This window comes from Massilia solisilvae (assembly GCF_024753215.1).
Classification (GTDB): domain Bacteria; phylum Pseudomonadota; class Gammaproteobacteria; order Burkholderiales; family Burkholderiaceae_D; genus Telluria; species Telluria solisilvae.
Genome location: NZ_JANUGV010000001.1, coordinates 1452094 through 1466354, shown reverse-complemented (window position 1 = coordinate 1466354; position 14261 = coordinate 1452094). Strand labels below are relative to the sequence as shown.

Below are 14261 nucleotides of genomic sequence, written 5' to 3'. Positions count from 1 at the left end.
TGCCGGGCTCAGGCGGGCGGGAAGCGGACCGTGAACACGGCGCCCTTCCCGCCCGCGCCGCTTGCGAGCTCGACCTCGCCGCCGTGCACCTGGGCGATGTCGCGCACGATGGCCAGGCCCAGCCCGCTGCCGGTGGTGTTCTGGTCAAGCCGGACGAAGCGCTGGAACACGCGGGCGCGTTGCTCGGGCGCGATGCCGGGGCCATTGTCCTCCACCACCAGCCGCGCCGCGCCGTCCTCCACGCCGGCCCGCACCGTCACGGTTCCGCCCGGCGGCGTGTAGCGCAGGGCGTTGTCCACCAGGTTGTCCAGCAGGTCGCGCAGCAGGAAACGGTCGCCCCGCACCGGCGCCGCGGCCAGCGAAAAACCCAGGTCGATCCGGCGCGCGACCGCCTGGTCGACGAAGGCCTGCACCGCTTCCTCCACCAGCCCCGCCAGGTCCAGCGGCTCCACGCGCGCGGCCTCGAAGCGGCTCGGTTCGGCACGCGCCAGGGACAGCAGCTGGTTGGTCTCGCGGATCAGGCGTTCATTGGCCTGGCGCATCAGCGCGAGCGAGGCCCCGGTCTCGGGGTCGTCGCGGTGGCGCGCCGCCAGCCATTCCAGCTGCAGCTTCATGCCCGCCAGCGGCGTGCGCAGCTGGTGCGCGACGTTGGCCTGGAACTCGTGCTGGGCGCGCGCGCTCTCGCCGATGCGTCCCAGCAGGTCGTTGAAGGCATCCACGACCGGCACCAGTTCCTGCGGCAGCCCATCCTGATGCAGCGGCTCCAGGTCGGCACTGCCGCGCCGGTCAAGGCTCGCGCGCAGGCGCGCCAGCGGCGCCAGTCCGTTGGTGACCGAAAACCACACCAGCCCCGCCAGCGCCAGGCACACCAGCACCTCGACCAGGACCAGGGTGCGCAACACGGCGCTGCGCACCTGCGCGCGCGCCTGGGCACTGCGCGCCGCGCCCGCAGCGGCTGGCGCTGCCTGCGACGCTTGGGTGGGTGACACAACAGTGGCGCCGGGCTGCGGCTGGATGGCGGCCAGCTCGGCCGGCTTCCACGCCAGCTCGTAGGCCAGCAGCGCCGCGCCCAGGTTCACCAGCACGACCGGCCCCACCAGCCACTTCAGCAGCCGCAGGCGAATGCTGCTCATGCCGAAATATCGAACAGGTAACCGAAACCGCGGATGGTCCGGATGACCACGCCGGCATCCTCGAGCTTGCCACGCAGGCGCGACACGTACACCTCGACCGCGTTCAACGTCAGGTCGTCGCCCCAGGGCTGGATCGCGTCGATGATCTGCTGCTTGGACACCACCCGCCCACTGTGCTGCAGCAAGTATTCAAGTACCGCCCATTCGCGCACCGACAGTTCGACCGGCTTGTCGCCGATGCGGGCCCGCCGCGCGGCCACGTCCAGCACCAGCCGGCCGGCTGACAGCGCCTGCGGGGCGGGTGCATTGCGGCGCGCCAGCGCCCGGATCCGCGCCACCAGCTCGGCGGTGGCGAACGGCTTGACCAGGTAGTCGTCCGCGCCCAGCTCCAGCCCGTGCACCCGGTCCTCGACCGCGTCGCGCGCGGTCAGGAGCAGCACCGGCAGCTGCGAGCCGCGCGCGCGCAGCCGGCGCACCACTTCGAATCCGTCGATGCCGGGCAGGCCGATGTCGAGCACTGCCACGGCGTAACTGCCCGCCTGCAGCAACTGGTCGGCACGCACGCCGTCGTGGACGAGCTCGGCCCCGATTCCCTGCGTTTGCAGGACACGGCCCAGGCCGTCGGCGAGGACGGCATCGTCTTCCACGAGCAGGATTTGCATGCCTAGTGCTGAGTTGTTTTGGAGCCGCCCATTATGCGCTAAATCGTTGCCCGCGCCCAAGAAAACGGCCCGTTTTGGGGGGCTGCTCCAGTAGGACTGGACTGACAAAACATTATGCTGAGAGCCTACATTGGTGCGACTGCTAATCTTATGTTCGGCACCGGACTATAGCTTCAATATACACACATCGCGATGGGGAAACGTCAAGACGAGCTCCCCTCGCCAACGAAGCAAGTAGAAGATTACGAGGACATAACATGAACAACGCTCAACTTGGTGGTGCCACGCAAAAAGCGCAAGCGGTCAACCAGATTCCTTCCACCAGGGAGGAACTGAAGACTGCGTCCCGTCCGGTTGTCAGCTACAGCGGCACCCAGCAGAACGAGCTGCTCGCCGCCCTTCCGCGCCAAGACCTGGAAACCCTGTTCGAGCACCTCGAGCTGGTCCCGCTGCCCTTCGGCAAGGAACTGTTCGAATACGGCAGCAAGCTGGAGTATGTGTATTTCCCGACCACTGCCATCGTGTCGCTGCTGTACGTGATGGAAGACGGCGCGACCACGGAGATCGCCGTGGTGGGCCATGAGGGCGCGGTCGGCGTGTCGCTGTTCATGGGCGAACGCGCCACCTGCAGCGCGGTGGTGCAAAGCGCCGGCTACGGCTACCGCCTCAAGACCCAGTACCTGCGCGACGCCTTCAACCGCGGCGGCGCGCTGCCGCAACTCCTGATGCGCTACACCAACGCCCTGTTCGCACAGATGGCGCAGAACGCCGTGGGCGGGCGCCACAGCTCGATCGAGCAGAAGCTGTGCCGCTGGTTGCTGGACCGCCTGGACCGCTCGCCCTCGAACGAGCTGAAGGTGACCCAGGAGCTCATCTCGATCATGCTGGGCGTGCGGCGCGAGAGCATCACCGCGGCCGCCGGCAAGCTGCAGGAAGAAGGCCTGATCCAGTACCGCCGCGGCAACATCACGGTGCTCGACCGTGCCGGGCTGGAGGAATACGCGGGCGAATGCTACAAGGTCGCCAAGTCGGAATATGACCGGCTGCTGATGGACGTGGCGCGGTAAGCGCCGCCAACACGACGTCGCCCGTGCAAAAGGCGGCACTCGACAGTGATGAACAGCGGGCGCCCTTCGGGGCGCTTGCTGTTTGTGGTGCGGCCGAGCCATCGCCGTATCCGTAGGGTGGGCAGCTTGCTGCCCACGCGTCCGAGCGGCGCAAGCGGAGACTGAACGCGTGGGCAGGAAACCTGCCCACCCTACAAAAGAACAACGGCCGCGCAAGCGGCCGCTGTCTCAGGTCAAGGCGTGCGCCCTGCCCACCCGCTCAATCGAGCAGGTTGTTCTTCATCGCGTAGTACGTCAGGTCGCTGTTCGACTGCAGCCCCATCTTTTCCATGATGCGGGTGCGGTAGGTGGACACGGTCTTGATCGACAGCGACAGCGCATTGCCGATGTCGGACACGGTCGCGCCCTTGGCCAGGCGCAGGAACACCTGAAACTCGCGGTCCGACAACTCGGTGTGCAGTGCCGTGTTGGGGTCGCGGTCGAAACTTTGCGCCAGCAGCTCGCCCACTTGCGAGCTGACGTAGCGGCGCCCCTGGTAGACGGTGCGCACTGCCGTCTTGAGCTCGTCGGCGTCGCATTCCTTGTTCAGGTAGCCGTTGGCGCCCATTTTGAACAGGTTCAGCGCGTACTGCTGCGCCGGGTAGCCCGACAGGATCAGCACCGGCAGGTTGGGCTGTCCCTGGCGGATGGTGCGCAGGATGTCGATCCCGCTCTGGTCCGGCATGGCGATGTCGAGCAGCAGCACATCGCAGATCTCGCGTCGCGCGATGTCGAGCGCCTCGCGGCCAGTGGCGCCTTCGGCCACGACGTCGAACTCGCCGGACGACGAAAAAATCTGCTTGAAGCCCGCTCGTACTATCTGGTGATCGTCACAAATGGCAACGCGTATCATTGTCTTCCCTTAAAGTTTCCTGAGGCAGGAAAGAGCCGAGGCTGAACCTCACGCCCATATCAATGCGTTGATTCAGCAAAAACCGCATGTGACATTCTAGCACTCCAGCGCCGCCGATCAACAGGCGCACGAATGCCTGAGTCAGGCTGCGCGCGGGCCGTGCTTGAGCAGGTCGAGAATGGCGAGCAGTTCGTCGCGCAGCGCGGCCGGATCGAGCATGCCGGCGGCCTGCTCCTCGTGCGCCACCTCGACACCGGGGCCTTCGCTGCCGCGGCTGTCGAGCTTGTTGCGCGCGCCGCTGATGGTGAAGCCCTGCTCGTACAACAGCTCGCGGATGCGCCGGATCAGCAGCACCTCGTGGTGCTGGTAGTAGCGGCGGTTTCCACGGCGTTTGACTGGCTTCAGTTGGGTAAATTCCTGCTCCCAGTAGCGCAGGACATGCGGCTTGACCCCGCACAATTCGCTGACTTCCCCGATCGTGAAATAGCGCTTGGCCGGGATCGGCGGCAGCGTCGTCGGTTCTAGCTTGGTCGGACGGTCGTTCATCATCTAAATCAGGCAGCGCGCGACAGCGCGGGGCTGGTCTCCTCGACCATGCCCTTCAGTTTCTGGCTCGCGTGGAAAGTCACGACGCGGCGCGCCGTGATCGGGATCTCTTCGCCGGTCTTGGGGTTGCGCCCGGGCCGCTGCGGCTTGTCGCGCAACTGGAAATTGCCGAAGCCCGACAGCTTGACCGCCTCGCCCCGCTCGAGCGCGTTGCGGATTTCGTCGAAAAAGGTCTCGACCATGTCCTTGGCCTCGCGCTTGTTCAGGCCGACCTGCTCGAACAGCAGTTCGGCCAGCTCGGCCTTGGTCAGGGTCGGCAATGCTTTCTCGGCCTCCTGGCGCGTGCGCGCGACCTGCATCGCGCGATGCAGGTCGGCCGCCAGCGCTTCCTGGAGGACGGCCGAATCGATGTCGTTGTTGTTAATTTTGAAGCCCTGCCTTCAGATCAAACGAGGTTTCGGACACGTTTATGCACGCAAACGCGCGCCATGTTTTTGTTTTGCGGCCTCGGCCAGCGCACCCATGATGGCGTCCACGGCGTCGTCCTGCAGCGTCGATTGAGTATCTTGCAAGCTAAAGCGGAAAGCAAGACTTTTTTCGTCCGCCTCCAATCCTTTGCCGCGATATTCATCAAATAAAACAACGGCTTGCACGATCCGACCGAGCGGGTTCGATTGTACCTCAGCAGCGAAGGCATCGAGAATCTCCTGCGCAGCAACCTGTTGTTTGACCACCAGCGCCAGGTCGCGCGAGGCGCCCGGGAACTTGGAAATCTCGACATAGTTCGGCACCACGCGCTGCTGCAGCGCAGCAGCATCGACCTCAAACAGGACCGGCGCCTGCGGCAGTTCGTACTTCTGCAGCCAGCGCGGGTGCAGTTCGCCGATGAAGCCGACCGGCTGGCCATCGAGCTCGATCGCGGCGCAGCGCCCCGGGTGCAGCGCCGGGTGCTCGGCCTTCACGAAGCGCGCCACGCGCGGCGCGAACAGCGCCTCGAGGTCGGCCTTGACGTCGAAGAAGTCCACGGCGCGGTTCGGCACGCTCCACTGCTCGTCCAGCGCCGGGCCGTAGGCGATCGCGGCCACCCGCTTGGGCTGGCTGATGCCTGCCACGGACAGCGGACCGTCCTGGGCTTGCTCGCTGCGCTGGTACACGGCGGCCACCTCGAACAGGCGCACGCGGTTCTGCTTGCGGTTCAGGTTGTAGCGCACATTGGCCAGCAGGCTGCCCACCAGGTTCGAGCGCATCACGCTCATCTGGCTGGCGATCGGGTTCTGCAGCTTGATCGGGTTGGTGTTGGCGGCAAAATCGCGCTCCCACTCGGCCTCCACGAAGCTCATGTTGACCACTTCCTGGTAGCCCAGGTCGGCCAGCTGGTGGCGGATCGCGAACAGCGAGCGGCGCTCTTCCGGCTGGGCCAGGATCGCGGTCGGCGCCACCGGCGGCAGCGACGGAATGTTCTCGAAGCCGTACACGCGCGCCACTTCCTCGATCAGGTCTTCCTCGATCTCGATGTCGAAGCGGTACGACGGCGCGGTGACGTGGAACTTGCCAGCCTCGTGCGTGAACGGCAGGTGCAGGCGCGTGAAGATGTCGGCGACCTGCTCGTCGGAGAACGGAATGCCGATCACCTTGCTGGCGCGCGCGGTGCGCATGGTCACCGGCTTGGGTTGCGGCAGGTTGACGGACTGGTCGTCCACCGGGCCGACCAGGGTAGCGGCGGTGCCGCAGACCTCGACGATCAGCGCGGTGATGCGCTCGATGTGCTCGACCGTGGTGGCGTAGTCCACGCCGCGCTCGAAGCGGTGCGCGGCATCGGTCGAGAAGTTGTAGCGGCGTGCGCGGCCGCGGATCGAGTCGGGCCACCAGAACGCGGCCTCGAGGTAGATGTCGGTGGTGTCGAGCGTGACGGCGGTCGAGTCGCCGCCCATGATGCCGGCCAGCGATTCGATTTCCTTGTCGTCGGCGATCACGCCCACCGTCTCGTCCACCTCGATGGTGTTCCCGTTCAGGAGCTTGAGCGTCTCGCCCTTGCGGCCCCAGCGCACGTCCAGCCCGCCGTGGATCTTGGCCAGGTCGAACACGTGCGACGGGCGGCCCAGCTCCAGCATCACGTAGTTGGAGATGTCCACCAGCGCCGAGACCGAACGCTGGCCGCTGCGCTCGATGCGGCGCTTGATCCAGTCGGGCGTTGCCGCCTTCGCGTTCAGGCCCCGGATCACGCGGCCGGTAAAGCGCCCGCACAGGTCCGGCGCGCTGATTTTGGCCGGCAGGATTTCATCCGTGGTGACCGGCACCGCGCGCGCGGTGGGCACCGACAGCGGCACGCCGGTCAGCGCCGACACTTCGCGCGCCACGCCCAGCACCGACAGCGCGTCGGCACGGTTCGGGGTCAGCTTGATGGTGAACTTCAGGTCGTTGAGCAGCAGGTAGTCGCGGATGTTCATGCCGACCGGCGCGTCTTCCGGCAGCTCCAGCAGGCCGCCGTGCTCCTCGGAGATCTTGAGCTCGCGCGCGGAGCACATCATGCCCTGCGACTCGACGCCGCGCAGCTTGCCGACCTTGATCTGGAACGGCTTGCCGTCCGCGCCCGGCGGCAGCACCGCGCCGACCATGGCGCACGGCGCCTTCATCCCGGCGCGCACGTTGGGCGCGCCGCAGACGATGTTGAGCAGGGTGCCGGTGCCGACATCGACCTTGCACACGTTCAGGCGGTCGGCGTCCGGATGCTTGGCCACTTCCAGCACCTGGGCCACCACCACGTTGGAGAACGGCGGCACGACCGGCTCGATCTCCTCGACTTCGAGGCCGGACATCGTCAAGAGGTGGGCCAGTTCGTCCGAAGTCATCTTCGGATCGACCATCGTACGGAGCCACTTTTCGGAAAATTGCATAGTTCTGCCTGGGTGGTGGTGTTAGTTGAACTGCTTCAGGAAGCGCAGGTCGCCTTCGTAGAACAGGCGCAGGTCGTTGACGCCGTAGCGCAGCATCGTCAGGCGCTCGAGGCCAGAGCCGAACGCAAAGCCGATGTATTTTTCCGGATCGAGGCCGAAATTGCGGATCACGGTCGGATGCACCTGGCCCGAGCCGGACACTTCCAGCCAGCGGCCCTTGAGCGGACCGGAGCCGAACGCGATGTCGATCTCGGCCGACGGTTCGGTGAACGGGAAGTAGGACGGGCGGAAGCGCACCTGCAGGTCGTCGGTCTCGAAGAAGGCCTGCACGAAGTTCAGGTACACCGCTTTCAGGTCGGCAAAGCTGATGTTCTCGCCGATCCACAGGCCTTCGACCTGGTGGAACATCGGCGAGTGGGTCGCATCGCTGTCCACGCGGTAGGTGCGGCCCGGCGCGATCACCTTGATCGGCGGCGTGTGCGTGCGCGCGTAGCGCACCTGCATCGGGCTGGTGTGGGTGCGCAGCAAGAGCGGCTTGCCGGTCGAGTCATTGCCCTCGACGTAGAAGGTGTCCTGCATCGAACGGGCCGGGTGGTTCTCGGGGCTGTTCAGCGCGGTGAAGTTGAACCAGTCGGTCTCGATCTCGGGGCCGTCGGCCACGTCGAAACCGATGGAACGGAAGATCTCCTCGACCCGCTCCCAGGTGCGCATCACCGGGTGGATGCCGCCACGGGAAGCGCCGCGACCCGGCAGGGTCACGTCGATCGACTCGGCATTCAGGCGCGCCTCGAGCTGCGCGTTGGCCAGCGCCTCGCGGCGGGTCGTCAGCGCCTGCTCGATTTTCTCCTTGGCGGCGTTGATCAGGGCGCCCTGGGCCTTGCGCTCCTCGGAGGCCAGCTTGCCCAGGCCCTTCATCAGCTCGGTCACCTGGCCGGTCTTGCCCAGGTATTTCGCTTTGGCGTTTTCGAGCGCGGCCGCATCGGGCGCGGCGCCGAAATCGGACTGGGCCGAGACGACGAGTTCTTCCAGCGAGTTCATCTTGTTCTGTTCCTGTTTTTTAGGTGGCTTGGAGGCGCCACAATCAAAAACGGGGCAGTGGTTTGCACCCTGCCCCGCTCTTTTCGCGCCGCCAGGCAAGCCGGCGACGCTGGTGATGCATTGCGCAGATCGCTTAGGCAGCGAGCTTTGCTTTGACCGTGTTGACAATCGCGGCGAAAGCCGGCTTGTCGTGCACGGCCATGTCGGCCAGCACTTTACGGTCCAGTTCAATCGCGGACTTTTTCAGGCCGTTCATGAACGCGCTGTAGGTCATGCCGTGCGAACGCGAAGCCGCGTTGATACGGGTGATCCACAGGGCGCGGAAGACGCGCTTCTTGTTGCGGCGGTCGCGGTAGGCGTACTGACCAGCGCGCATGACTGCTTGCTTGGCAATACGGAATACCTTGCTGCGGCGGCCACGGTAGCCTTTTGCAAGCTCAAGAACCTTCTTGTGACGGGCACGTGCAGTAACCCCACGTTTTACTCGAGGCATATTCGCTCCTTAGTGTGAGATTAGACGGCCGACGGCATCATGCGGTAGACGCTCGTCACGTCCGACGCATTGATGTTGCGGGTGCCACGCAGTTGGCGCTTGTTTTTGGTGGTCTTCTTGGTCAGGATGTGACGCTTGAACGCCATACCCGATTTGACGGTACCACCCGGACGCACGCGAAAACGCTTTTTCGCCGAGCTTTTGGTCTTCATTTTTGGCATGAGTGTTCTGCCCTCTCAGGCAGCTCCATGTCGGACAGGATTGCAGGTGGCAGCCCTTGCTGCGCTTGGATGCCTGCTTTCACTTGTCTTGCAGCGGCGCGCAGCGGGAGCCGCCGGGCCACTACAACCTGTTTCGAAAAACAGGAACCAAGGATTCTAGCACAAAATGGTCAGCCTGGATACCGGTATTGTGACTCGGCAAGCAGCACTACTGCACCCAGACCGTCGTCCCCGCGCAGGCGGGGACCCATGCTGAGGATACCGACCTGCGGCGTCAGGCGCGAACCGGCATACGGTCTATGGGTCCCCGCCTGCGCGGGGACGACGGGCAGGAGCGGCGTGACAGATCGCTGGCCGCCGCCAAGCCGGATGCCGAAAAATACAAGGCCGGGCCGGGTGTCAGGCAATGCCTGCAACCCGGGCCCGGCCCTGGTGTACTGTCGCGAAGCTTACTTCTTCTTCTTCGGCGCAACCACCATGATCATCTGGCGGCCTTCGAGCTTGGGAAACTGTTCGACCTGACCATACGGCTCCAGGTCGCCACGCAGGCGTTCGAGCATGCGCATACCGATGTCCTGGTGCGCCATCTCGCGGCCACGGAAGCGCAGCGTAATCTTGGTCTTGTCCCCTTCTTCCAGGAACTTGATCAGGTTGCGCAGCTTGATGCTGTAGTCGCCTTCGTCGGTGCCAGGACGGAATTTGACTTCCTTGACCTGGATGACCTTCTGCTTCAGCTTGGCCTCGTGCGCCTTCTTCTGTTCCGAATACTTGAACTTGCCGTAATCCATCAGGCGGCACACCGGCGGGTTCGCGTTGGGGGCGATCTCCACCAGGTCCACGTTCGCTTCTTCAGCCAGACGAAACGCCTCAGCCAGGCTCACAATGCCCAGCGGCTCGTTGTCCACCCCGTTCAAACGCATTTCCGGGTGGTTGATTTCGCCATTGATGCGATGCTGCTTGTCAGTAGCTATGTTGTTTCCTTTGAATGTTAAGGTAGGGACGGCCGGTGCCTATTATGCCTTGGATTGGACCTCGCCCTGGAGGCGCTCCAACAGTGCGTCGACCGGCATCACGCCCAGATCGACATTGCCACGCGCACGTACGGCCACAGTGTTGGCATCCCGTTCCTTGTCGCCAATCACCAGGATGTACGGCAGTTTTTGGACGGAATGCTCTCGTATTTTATAAGTAATCTTCTCGTTCCGCAAATCAGCGTGAACGCGGAACCCCGATTTGCGCAAGGTAGCGGCGACCTGCTGTGCATATTCGGCCTGCGCGTCGGAGATGTTCAGCACCGCCACTTGCACCGGCGCCAGCCACAGCGGCAGCGCGCCGGCATGGTTTTCGATCAGGATGCCGATGAAGCGTTCCATCGAGCCGACAATTGCGCGGTGCAGCATGACCGGCACCTTGCGGGTGTTGTCTTCTGCCACATACTCGGCGCCCAGGCGCCCCGGCATCGAGAAGTCCACCTGCATCGTGCCGACCTGCCACGGACGGCCCAGGCTATCCTTCAGGTGGTATTCGATCTTGGGGCCGTAGAATGCGCCCTCGCCCGGCAGCTCGGTCCACGACACGCCGCACGAACGCAGCGCCGAACGCAGCGCTTCCTCGGCCTGGTCCCAGACTTCGTCCGAGCCGATGCGGTTATCCGGGCGCAGCGCGATCTTGACATCGATGTTGGCAAAACCGAAGTCGTCGTACACCTGCATCGCCTGGGCGTGGAAGGCGGTCACTTCGCCTGCGATCTGGTCTTCGGTGCAGAAGATGTGGCCGTCGTCCTGGGTGAAGCCGCGCACGCGCATCAGCCCGTGCAGCGCGCCCGAGGACTCGTTGCGGTGGCACTGGCCGAACTCGCCGTAGCGCAGCGGCAGGTCGCGGTAGGAGCGCAGGCCGGCGTTGTAAATTTGCACATGGCCCGGGCAGTTCATCGGCTTGAGCGCGTACGAGCGGTTCTCCGACTCGGTGGTGAACATGTTCTCGCGGTAGTTGTCCCAGTGGCCGGTCTTCTGCCACAGGGTCACGTCCAGGATCTGCGGCGCCTTCACTTCGTTGTAGCCGTTGACCTGGTATTTGTTGCGCATGTACTGCTCGACCTGCTGCCACACCGTCCAGCCCTTCGGGTGCCAGAAGATCAGGCCCGGGGCTTCTTCCTGGAAGTGGAACAGGTCCAGCTGCTTGCCCAGCTTGCGGTGGTCGCGCTTCTCGGCCTCCTCCAGCATGTGCAGGTACTGCTCCTGCTCTTCCTTTTTCGCCCAGGCGGTGCCGTAGATACGCTGCAGCATCTCGTTGTTCGAGTCGCCGCGCCAGTAGGCGCCGGCCAGCTTCATCAGCTTGAATACCTTCAGCTTGCCGGTGGACGGCACGTGCGGACCGCGGCACAGGTCGGTGAACTTGCCTTCGTTGTACAGCGATACGTCCTCATTCGCCGGGATCGAGGCGATGATCTCGGCCTTGTAGTCCTCGCCGATCGACTTGAAGTACTTGACCGCCTCGTCGCGCGGCAGCACCGAGCGGGTCACCGGCTCGTCCTTCTTGGCCAGCTCGGTCATCTTCTTCTCGATCGCCCGCAGGTCTTCCGGGGTGAACGGGCGCTTGTACGAGAAATCGTAGTAGAAGCCGTTCTCGATCACCGGGCCGATGGTTACCTGCGCGTCCGGGAACAGCTCCTTGACGGCGTAGGCCAGCAGGTGGGCGGTCGAGTGGCGGATCACGTCCAGGCCTTCCGGATCCTTGTCGGTGATGATCGCGACGTCGGAATCCTTGTCGATCAGGTGCGAGGTATCGACCACTTTGCCGTCGACCTTGCCGGCGAGCGCAGCCTTGGCCAGGCCCGTGCCGATGTTCGCCGCCACCTGGGCCACGGTCACGGGACCGTCGAACTGTCGGACGGAACCATCGGGAAGTCGAACGTTAAGCATAGTGATCTCTCCATGTGGCGCTGTTACGGGCGCCGGTTAAAGACTTCGATTCGAAAGACTGGAAACAAAAAGACGAAAAAAAACGCGCACCAGGCGCGTTTTCTTCAGAGTGTTGAGCAAAAGAACACCGATACCGCGTCTAGCGATTCTCCCACAACAACATGGTAGTTCGCGGTGTCATAACCGTCGGTGCCTTTCTCGCTCTTACTTGAGTGTTCTGGTGGGCGGTGCAGAATTCGAATCTGCGACCCCTTGGATGTCGACCAAGTATTCTAACCAGCTGAACTAACCGCCCGTGAGCCGCCATTATAAGGACACCTCCCTGCTTGCGCAAGCGTTGCACTGCAAAAAGTTAAACGAATGAAAAATGGTGGCCAGGACGCGGCCACGCGATTTCCAGTACACTTCCCGGTTGCGAAAACCATCATGCCCGCGATGCCCGAACAAGCGACCTCCTCTGCACACCTGCACGCCCACCTGGACGGCGATGCGCGCCATGCCCACTTCATCGAGGCGCGCAGCCAGACCGCCATGGCGCTCGCGCTCGGCCTGACGCTGCTGTACGCAGTGATCGAGGTGGCCGCGGGTTTCCTGTCCAATTCGCTTGCGCTCATTTCCGATGCCGGCCATATGGTCACGGACGCGGCCGCGCTCGGCCTGGCCTTGCTGGCCCAGATCATCGCCAAGCGGCCGCCGTCGGCACGCCACTCGTTCGGCTTCGTACGCGCGGAGGCGCTGGCGGCCTTCGTCAACAGCCTTGCCATGCTGGCCCTGGTGGGCTGGATCATTTACGAAGCGGTGCAGCGGCTGGCAACGCCCGAGCCGGTCAAGGGCGGCACGGTGCTGGTGGTGGCGGCCATCGGCGCGGCCATCAACATCATGGTCGCGTGGGTGCTCTCGCGCGACGAGCAGAACATCAACACCCGCGCCGCGCTGGTGAACGTGCTGGGCGACCTGCTCGGTTCGGTGGCCGCGATTGCGGCCGGCGCCGTGATCTATTTCACCGGCTGGGTGCGCATCGACCCGCTGCTGTCGATCTTCGTGTCGATGCTGATCCTCAAGTCCACCTATAGCATCCTGCACGAGTCGTATCACTTCCTGATGGAAGGCGTGCCGCACCATATCGACTACCTGGAGGTGGGCGAGGACCTGGCCAAGGTGCCCGGCGTGCTGTCCGTGCACGATCTGCACGTGTGGGACATGTCTCCCGGGCACCCTGCACTGATCGGCCACCTCGAGATCCGCGACCTTGCCCAGTGGCCCACCGTGCTGCAGGCGGTGCGGCAGATGCTGCATGCCAAGCACGGCATCGAGCACGTGACCTTGCAGCCCGAGGCCCACGCTCACCTGTAAGCGCGTTCTGACCCGGCGGCGCGGCAAATGCCGATACGCCTTGCCGGCCGCTTTTCCGGATAATCGGGCAATGACCCCGCTCATCCCAGCATCGCATGTGTTCGACACGCTCATCGTTGGCGGCGGCCCCGGTGGCCTGACCGCCGGCATCTACCTGCGCCGCTTCACCCGCAACATCGCGCTGGTGGACAAGGGCCGCAGCCGGTTGCGGCTGATTCCCGTGTCGCACAACTATCCCGGCTTTCCGATGGGCGTGAACGGCGGGCAGTTGCTGGAAAACCTCGAACGCCAGCTCGAACACTACGGCGGACGCGTGATGCGCGGCGAGATCATGGCCCTGGGGCGCGCTGACGATCTGTTCACCGCCGAGTACCACGACGAAGACGGCGCCGAGCATCAGCTCAAGGCGCGCACCGTGCTTATCGCCACCGGGATTGCCGATGCCGGATTGCCCATCGAAAACTGGCGCGAGGCCGTGGCCGCCGGCGCGGTGCGCCTGTGCCCGGTGTGCGACGGCTACGACGTGCTGGACAAGAAGATTGCGGTGGCAACGGCCGAAAAGAACCCGGTCGGCCACGCGCTGTTCATGCGCACCTTCAGCCATGACGTGACCCTGTTCGAGCGCGGCCCGGAACTGCTGCTGGACGCGCACGATCGCGATCGGCTGAAGGAAGCCGGCGTGCGCTACGTCGATTCGCCACTGCTGGGGGTGACCATGAGCGGGGACATGAAACCGGTGCTGCACACGCAGGACGGCGCCGAGTACCTGGCCGAGGTGTTCTACCCGATGCTGGGCGAGGTGGCGCGTTCGGAACTGGCAGTGTCGCTCGGTGCGCAAACCAGCGACTGCGCGGAGCTGGTCGTGGACGAGCACCAGTGCACCACCGTGCCGGGCCTGTATGCGATAGGCGACGTGGTGTGCGGGCTCAACCAGATCGCGGTGGCGGCCGGCCAGGCGGCGGTGGCGGCAACGCGCATCCACAACCGCCTGCCGCGGACCTTCCGGCGCGCACCTGCGGACCTTGCCTAGCGCTGTTGCCG

At 64.5% G+C, this 14261-nt stretch carries 14 protein-coding genes and 1 tRNA gene; 3 read left to right on the top strand and 12 right to left on the bottom strand.

Translation table 11 applies throughout. The features are described 5' to 3' along the window. Positions 1 to 8: 8 nt before the first annotated feature. Both NX773_RS06640 and NX773_RS06635 read right to left on the bottom strand, forming a co-directional pair. Positions 9 to 1133 (bottom strand): sensor histidine kinase, encoded by a 1125-nt coding sequence (locus tag NX773_RS06640; RefSeq protein ID WP_258855527.1) that lies wholly within the window; start codon positions 1131 to 1133, stop codon positions 9 to 11. Next, the gene (locus NX773_RS06635; RefSeq protein ID WP_258855526.1) at positions 1130 to 1795 is read right to left on the bottom strand and encodes a response regulator transcription factor; all 666 of its coding nucleotides are present in this window, start codon (positions 1793 to 1795) and stop codon (positions 1130 to 1132) included. Before NX773_RS06635 ends, NX773_RS06640 begins: the two co-directional genes overlap by 4 nt. 257 nt (positions 1796 to 2052) lie before the next feature. Between NX773_RS06635 and NX773_RS06630 the strand changes: the two genes are divergently transcribed. Continuing rightward, positions 2053 to 2862 carry a Crp/Fnr family transcriptional regulator gene (locus NX773_RS06630; protein WP_258855525.1) on the top strand — a complete coding sequence of 270 codons (810 nt, stop codon included), beginning with the start codon at positions 2053 to 2055 and terminating at the stop codon, positions 2860 to 2862. Between the two features lie 259 nt (positions 2863 to 3121). Here NX773_RS06630 and NX773_RS06625 read toward each other — a convergent pair whose 3' ends face one another. The 10 genes from NX773_RS06625 to NX773_RS06580 all read right to left on the bottom strand — a co-directional run bounded on the left by NX773_RS06625 (position 3122) and on the right by NX773_RS06580 (position 12162). Continuing rightward, positions 3122 to 3754, bottom strand: coding sequence for a response regulator (locus NX773_RS06625; protein WP_258820371.1), 633 nt, complete (start codon positions 3752 to 3754; stop codon positions 3122 to 3124). A gap of 141 nt (positions 3755 to 3895) precedes the next feature. Next, the gene (locus NX773_RS06620) at positions 3896 to 4300 is read right to left on the bottom strand and encodes a MerR family transcriptional regulator (protein ID WP_258855857.1); all 405 of its coding nucleotides are present in this window, start codon (positions 4298 to 4300) and stop codon (positions 3896 to 3898) included. Positions 4301 to 4308: 8 nt separating this feature from the next. Then, complete coding sequence (locus NX773_RS06615) at positions 4309 to 4659, bottom strand: integration host factor subunit alpha (protein ID WP_258855524.1); 351 nt, start codon at positions 4657 to 4659, stop codon at positions 4309 to 4311. Between the two features lie 108 nt (positions 4660 to 4767). Continuing rightward, a complete protein-coding gene (gene pheT / locus NX773_RS06610) occupies positions 4768 to 7194 on the bottom strand; it encodes a phenylalanine--tRNA ligase subunit beta (RefSeq protein ID WP_258855523.1) in 2427 nt (808 codons plus the stop codon). Between the two features lie 21 nt (positions 7195 to 7215). After that, entirely contained in the window at positions 7216 to 8232 is a 1017-nt protein-coding gene (pheS, locus tag NX773_RS06605; protein WP_258855522.1) for a phenylalanine--tRNA ligase subunit alpha, read from the bottom strand. Positions 8233 to 8365: 133 nt separating this feature from the next. After that, a complete protein-coding gene (rplT, locus tag NX773_RS06600; protein WP_078031238.1) occupies positions 8366 to 8725 on the bottom strand; it encodes a 50S ribosomal protein L20 in 360 nt (119 codons plus the stop codon). A gap of 20 nt (positions 8726 to 8745) precedes the next feature. Then, positions 8746 to 8946 carry a 50S ribosomal protein L35 gene (rpmI, locus tag NX773_RS06595; RefSeq protein ID WP_005667419.1) on the bottom strand — a complete coding sequence of 67 codons (201 nt, stop codon included), beginning with the start codon at positions 8944 to 8946 and terminating at the stop codon, positions 8746 to 8748. 449 nt (positions 8947 to 9395) lie between these two features. Further along, a complete protein-coding gene (infC, locus tag NX773_RS06590) occupies positions 9396 to 9917 on the bottom strand; it encodes a translation initiation factor IF-3 (RefSeq protein ID WP_258821424.1) in 522 nt (173 codons plus the stop codon). 42 nt (positions 9918 to 9959) lie between these two features. Further along, positions 9960 to 11867 (bottom strand): threonine--tRNA ligase, encoded by a 1908-nt coding sequence (gene thrS / locus NX773_RS06585; RefSeq protein WP_258855521.1) that lies wholly within the window; start codon positions 11865 to 11867, stop codon positions 9960 to 9962. Between the two features lie 218 nt (positions 11868 to 12085). Then, positions 12086 to 12162: transfer RNA gene (locus NX773_RS06580), tRNA-Val, on the bottom strand. Positions 12163 to 12302: 140 nt separating this feature from the next. Here NX773_RS06580 and NX773_RS06575 point away from each other — a divergent pair. After that, positions 12303 to 13220 carry a cation diffusion facilitator family transporter gene (locus tag NX773_RS06575; protein WP_258855856.1) on the top strand — a complete coding sequence of 306 codons (918 nt, stop codon included), beginning with the start codon at positions 12303 to 12305 and terminating at the stop codon, positions 13218 to 13220. Between the two features lie 70 nt (positions 13221 to 13290). After that, the gene (locus NX773_RS06570; RefSeq protein WP_258855520.1) at positions 13291 to 14250 is read left to right on the top strand and encodes an NAD(P)/FAD-dependent oxidoreductase; all 960 of its coding nucleotides are present in this window, start codon (positions 13291 to 13293) and stop codon (positions 14248 to 14250) included. The last annotated feature ends 11 nt before the right edge of the window (positions 14251 to 14261 follow it).

Coding starts and splice junctions, on each gene's coding strand:
- NX773_RS06640 (WP_258855527.1), bottom strand. CDS start 1,133: ATGAGCAGCATTCGCCTGCGGCTGCTGAAGTGGCTGGTGGGGCCGGTC.
- NX773_RS06635 (WP_258855526.1), bottom strand. CDS start 1,795: ATGCAAATCCTGCTCGTGGAAGACGATGCCGTCCTCGCCGACGGCCTG.
- NX773_RS06630 (WP_258855525.1), top strand. CDS start 2,053: ATGAACAACGCTCAACTTGGTGGTGCCACGCAAAAAGCGCAAGCGGTC.
- NX773_RS06625 (WP_258820371.1), bottom strand. CDS start 3,754: ATGATACGCGTTGCCATTTGTGACGATCACCAGATAGTACGAGCGGGC.
- NX773_RS06620 (WP_258855857.1), bottom strand. CDS start 4,300: ATGAACGACCGTCCGACCAAGCTAGAACCGACGACGCTGCCGCCGATC.
- NX773_RS06615 (WP_258855524.1), bottom strand. CDS start 4,659: ATGCAGGTCGCGCGCACGCGCCAGGAGGCCGAGAAAGCATTGCCGACC.
- pheT (WP_258855523.1), bottom strand. CDS start 7,194: ATGCAATTTTCCGAAAAGTGGCTCCGTACGATGGTCGATCCGAAGATG.
- pheS (WP_258855522.1), bottom strand. CDS start 8,232: ATGAACTCGCTGGAAGAACTCGTCGTCTCGGCCCAGTCCGATTTCGGC.
- rplT (WP_078031238.1), bottom strand. CDS start 8,725: ATGCCTCGAGTAAAACGTGGGGTTACTGCACGTGCCCGTCACAAGAAG.
- rpmI (WP_005667419.1), bottom strand. CDS start 8,946: ATGCCAAAAATGAAGACCAAAAGCTCGGCGAAAAAGCGTTTTCGCGTG.
- thrS (WP_258855521.1), bottom strand. CDS start 11,867: ATGCTTAACGTTCGACTTCCCGATGGTTCCGTCCGACAGTTCGACGGT.
- NX773_RS06575 (WP_258855856.1), top strand. CDS start 12,303: ATGCCCGAACAAGCGACCTCCTCTGCACACCTGCACGCCCACCTGGAC.
- NX773_RS06570 (WP_258855520.1), top strand. CDS start 13,291: ATGACCCCGCTCATCCCAGCATCGCATGTGTTCGACACGCTCATCGTT.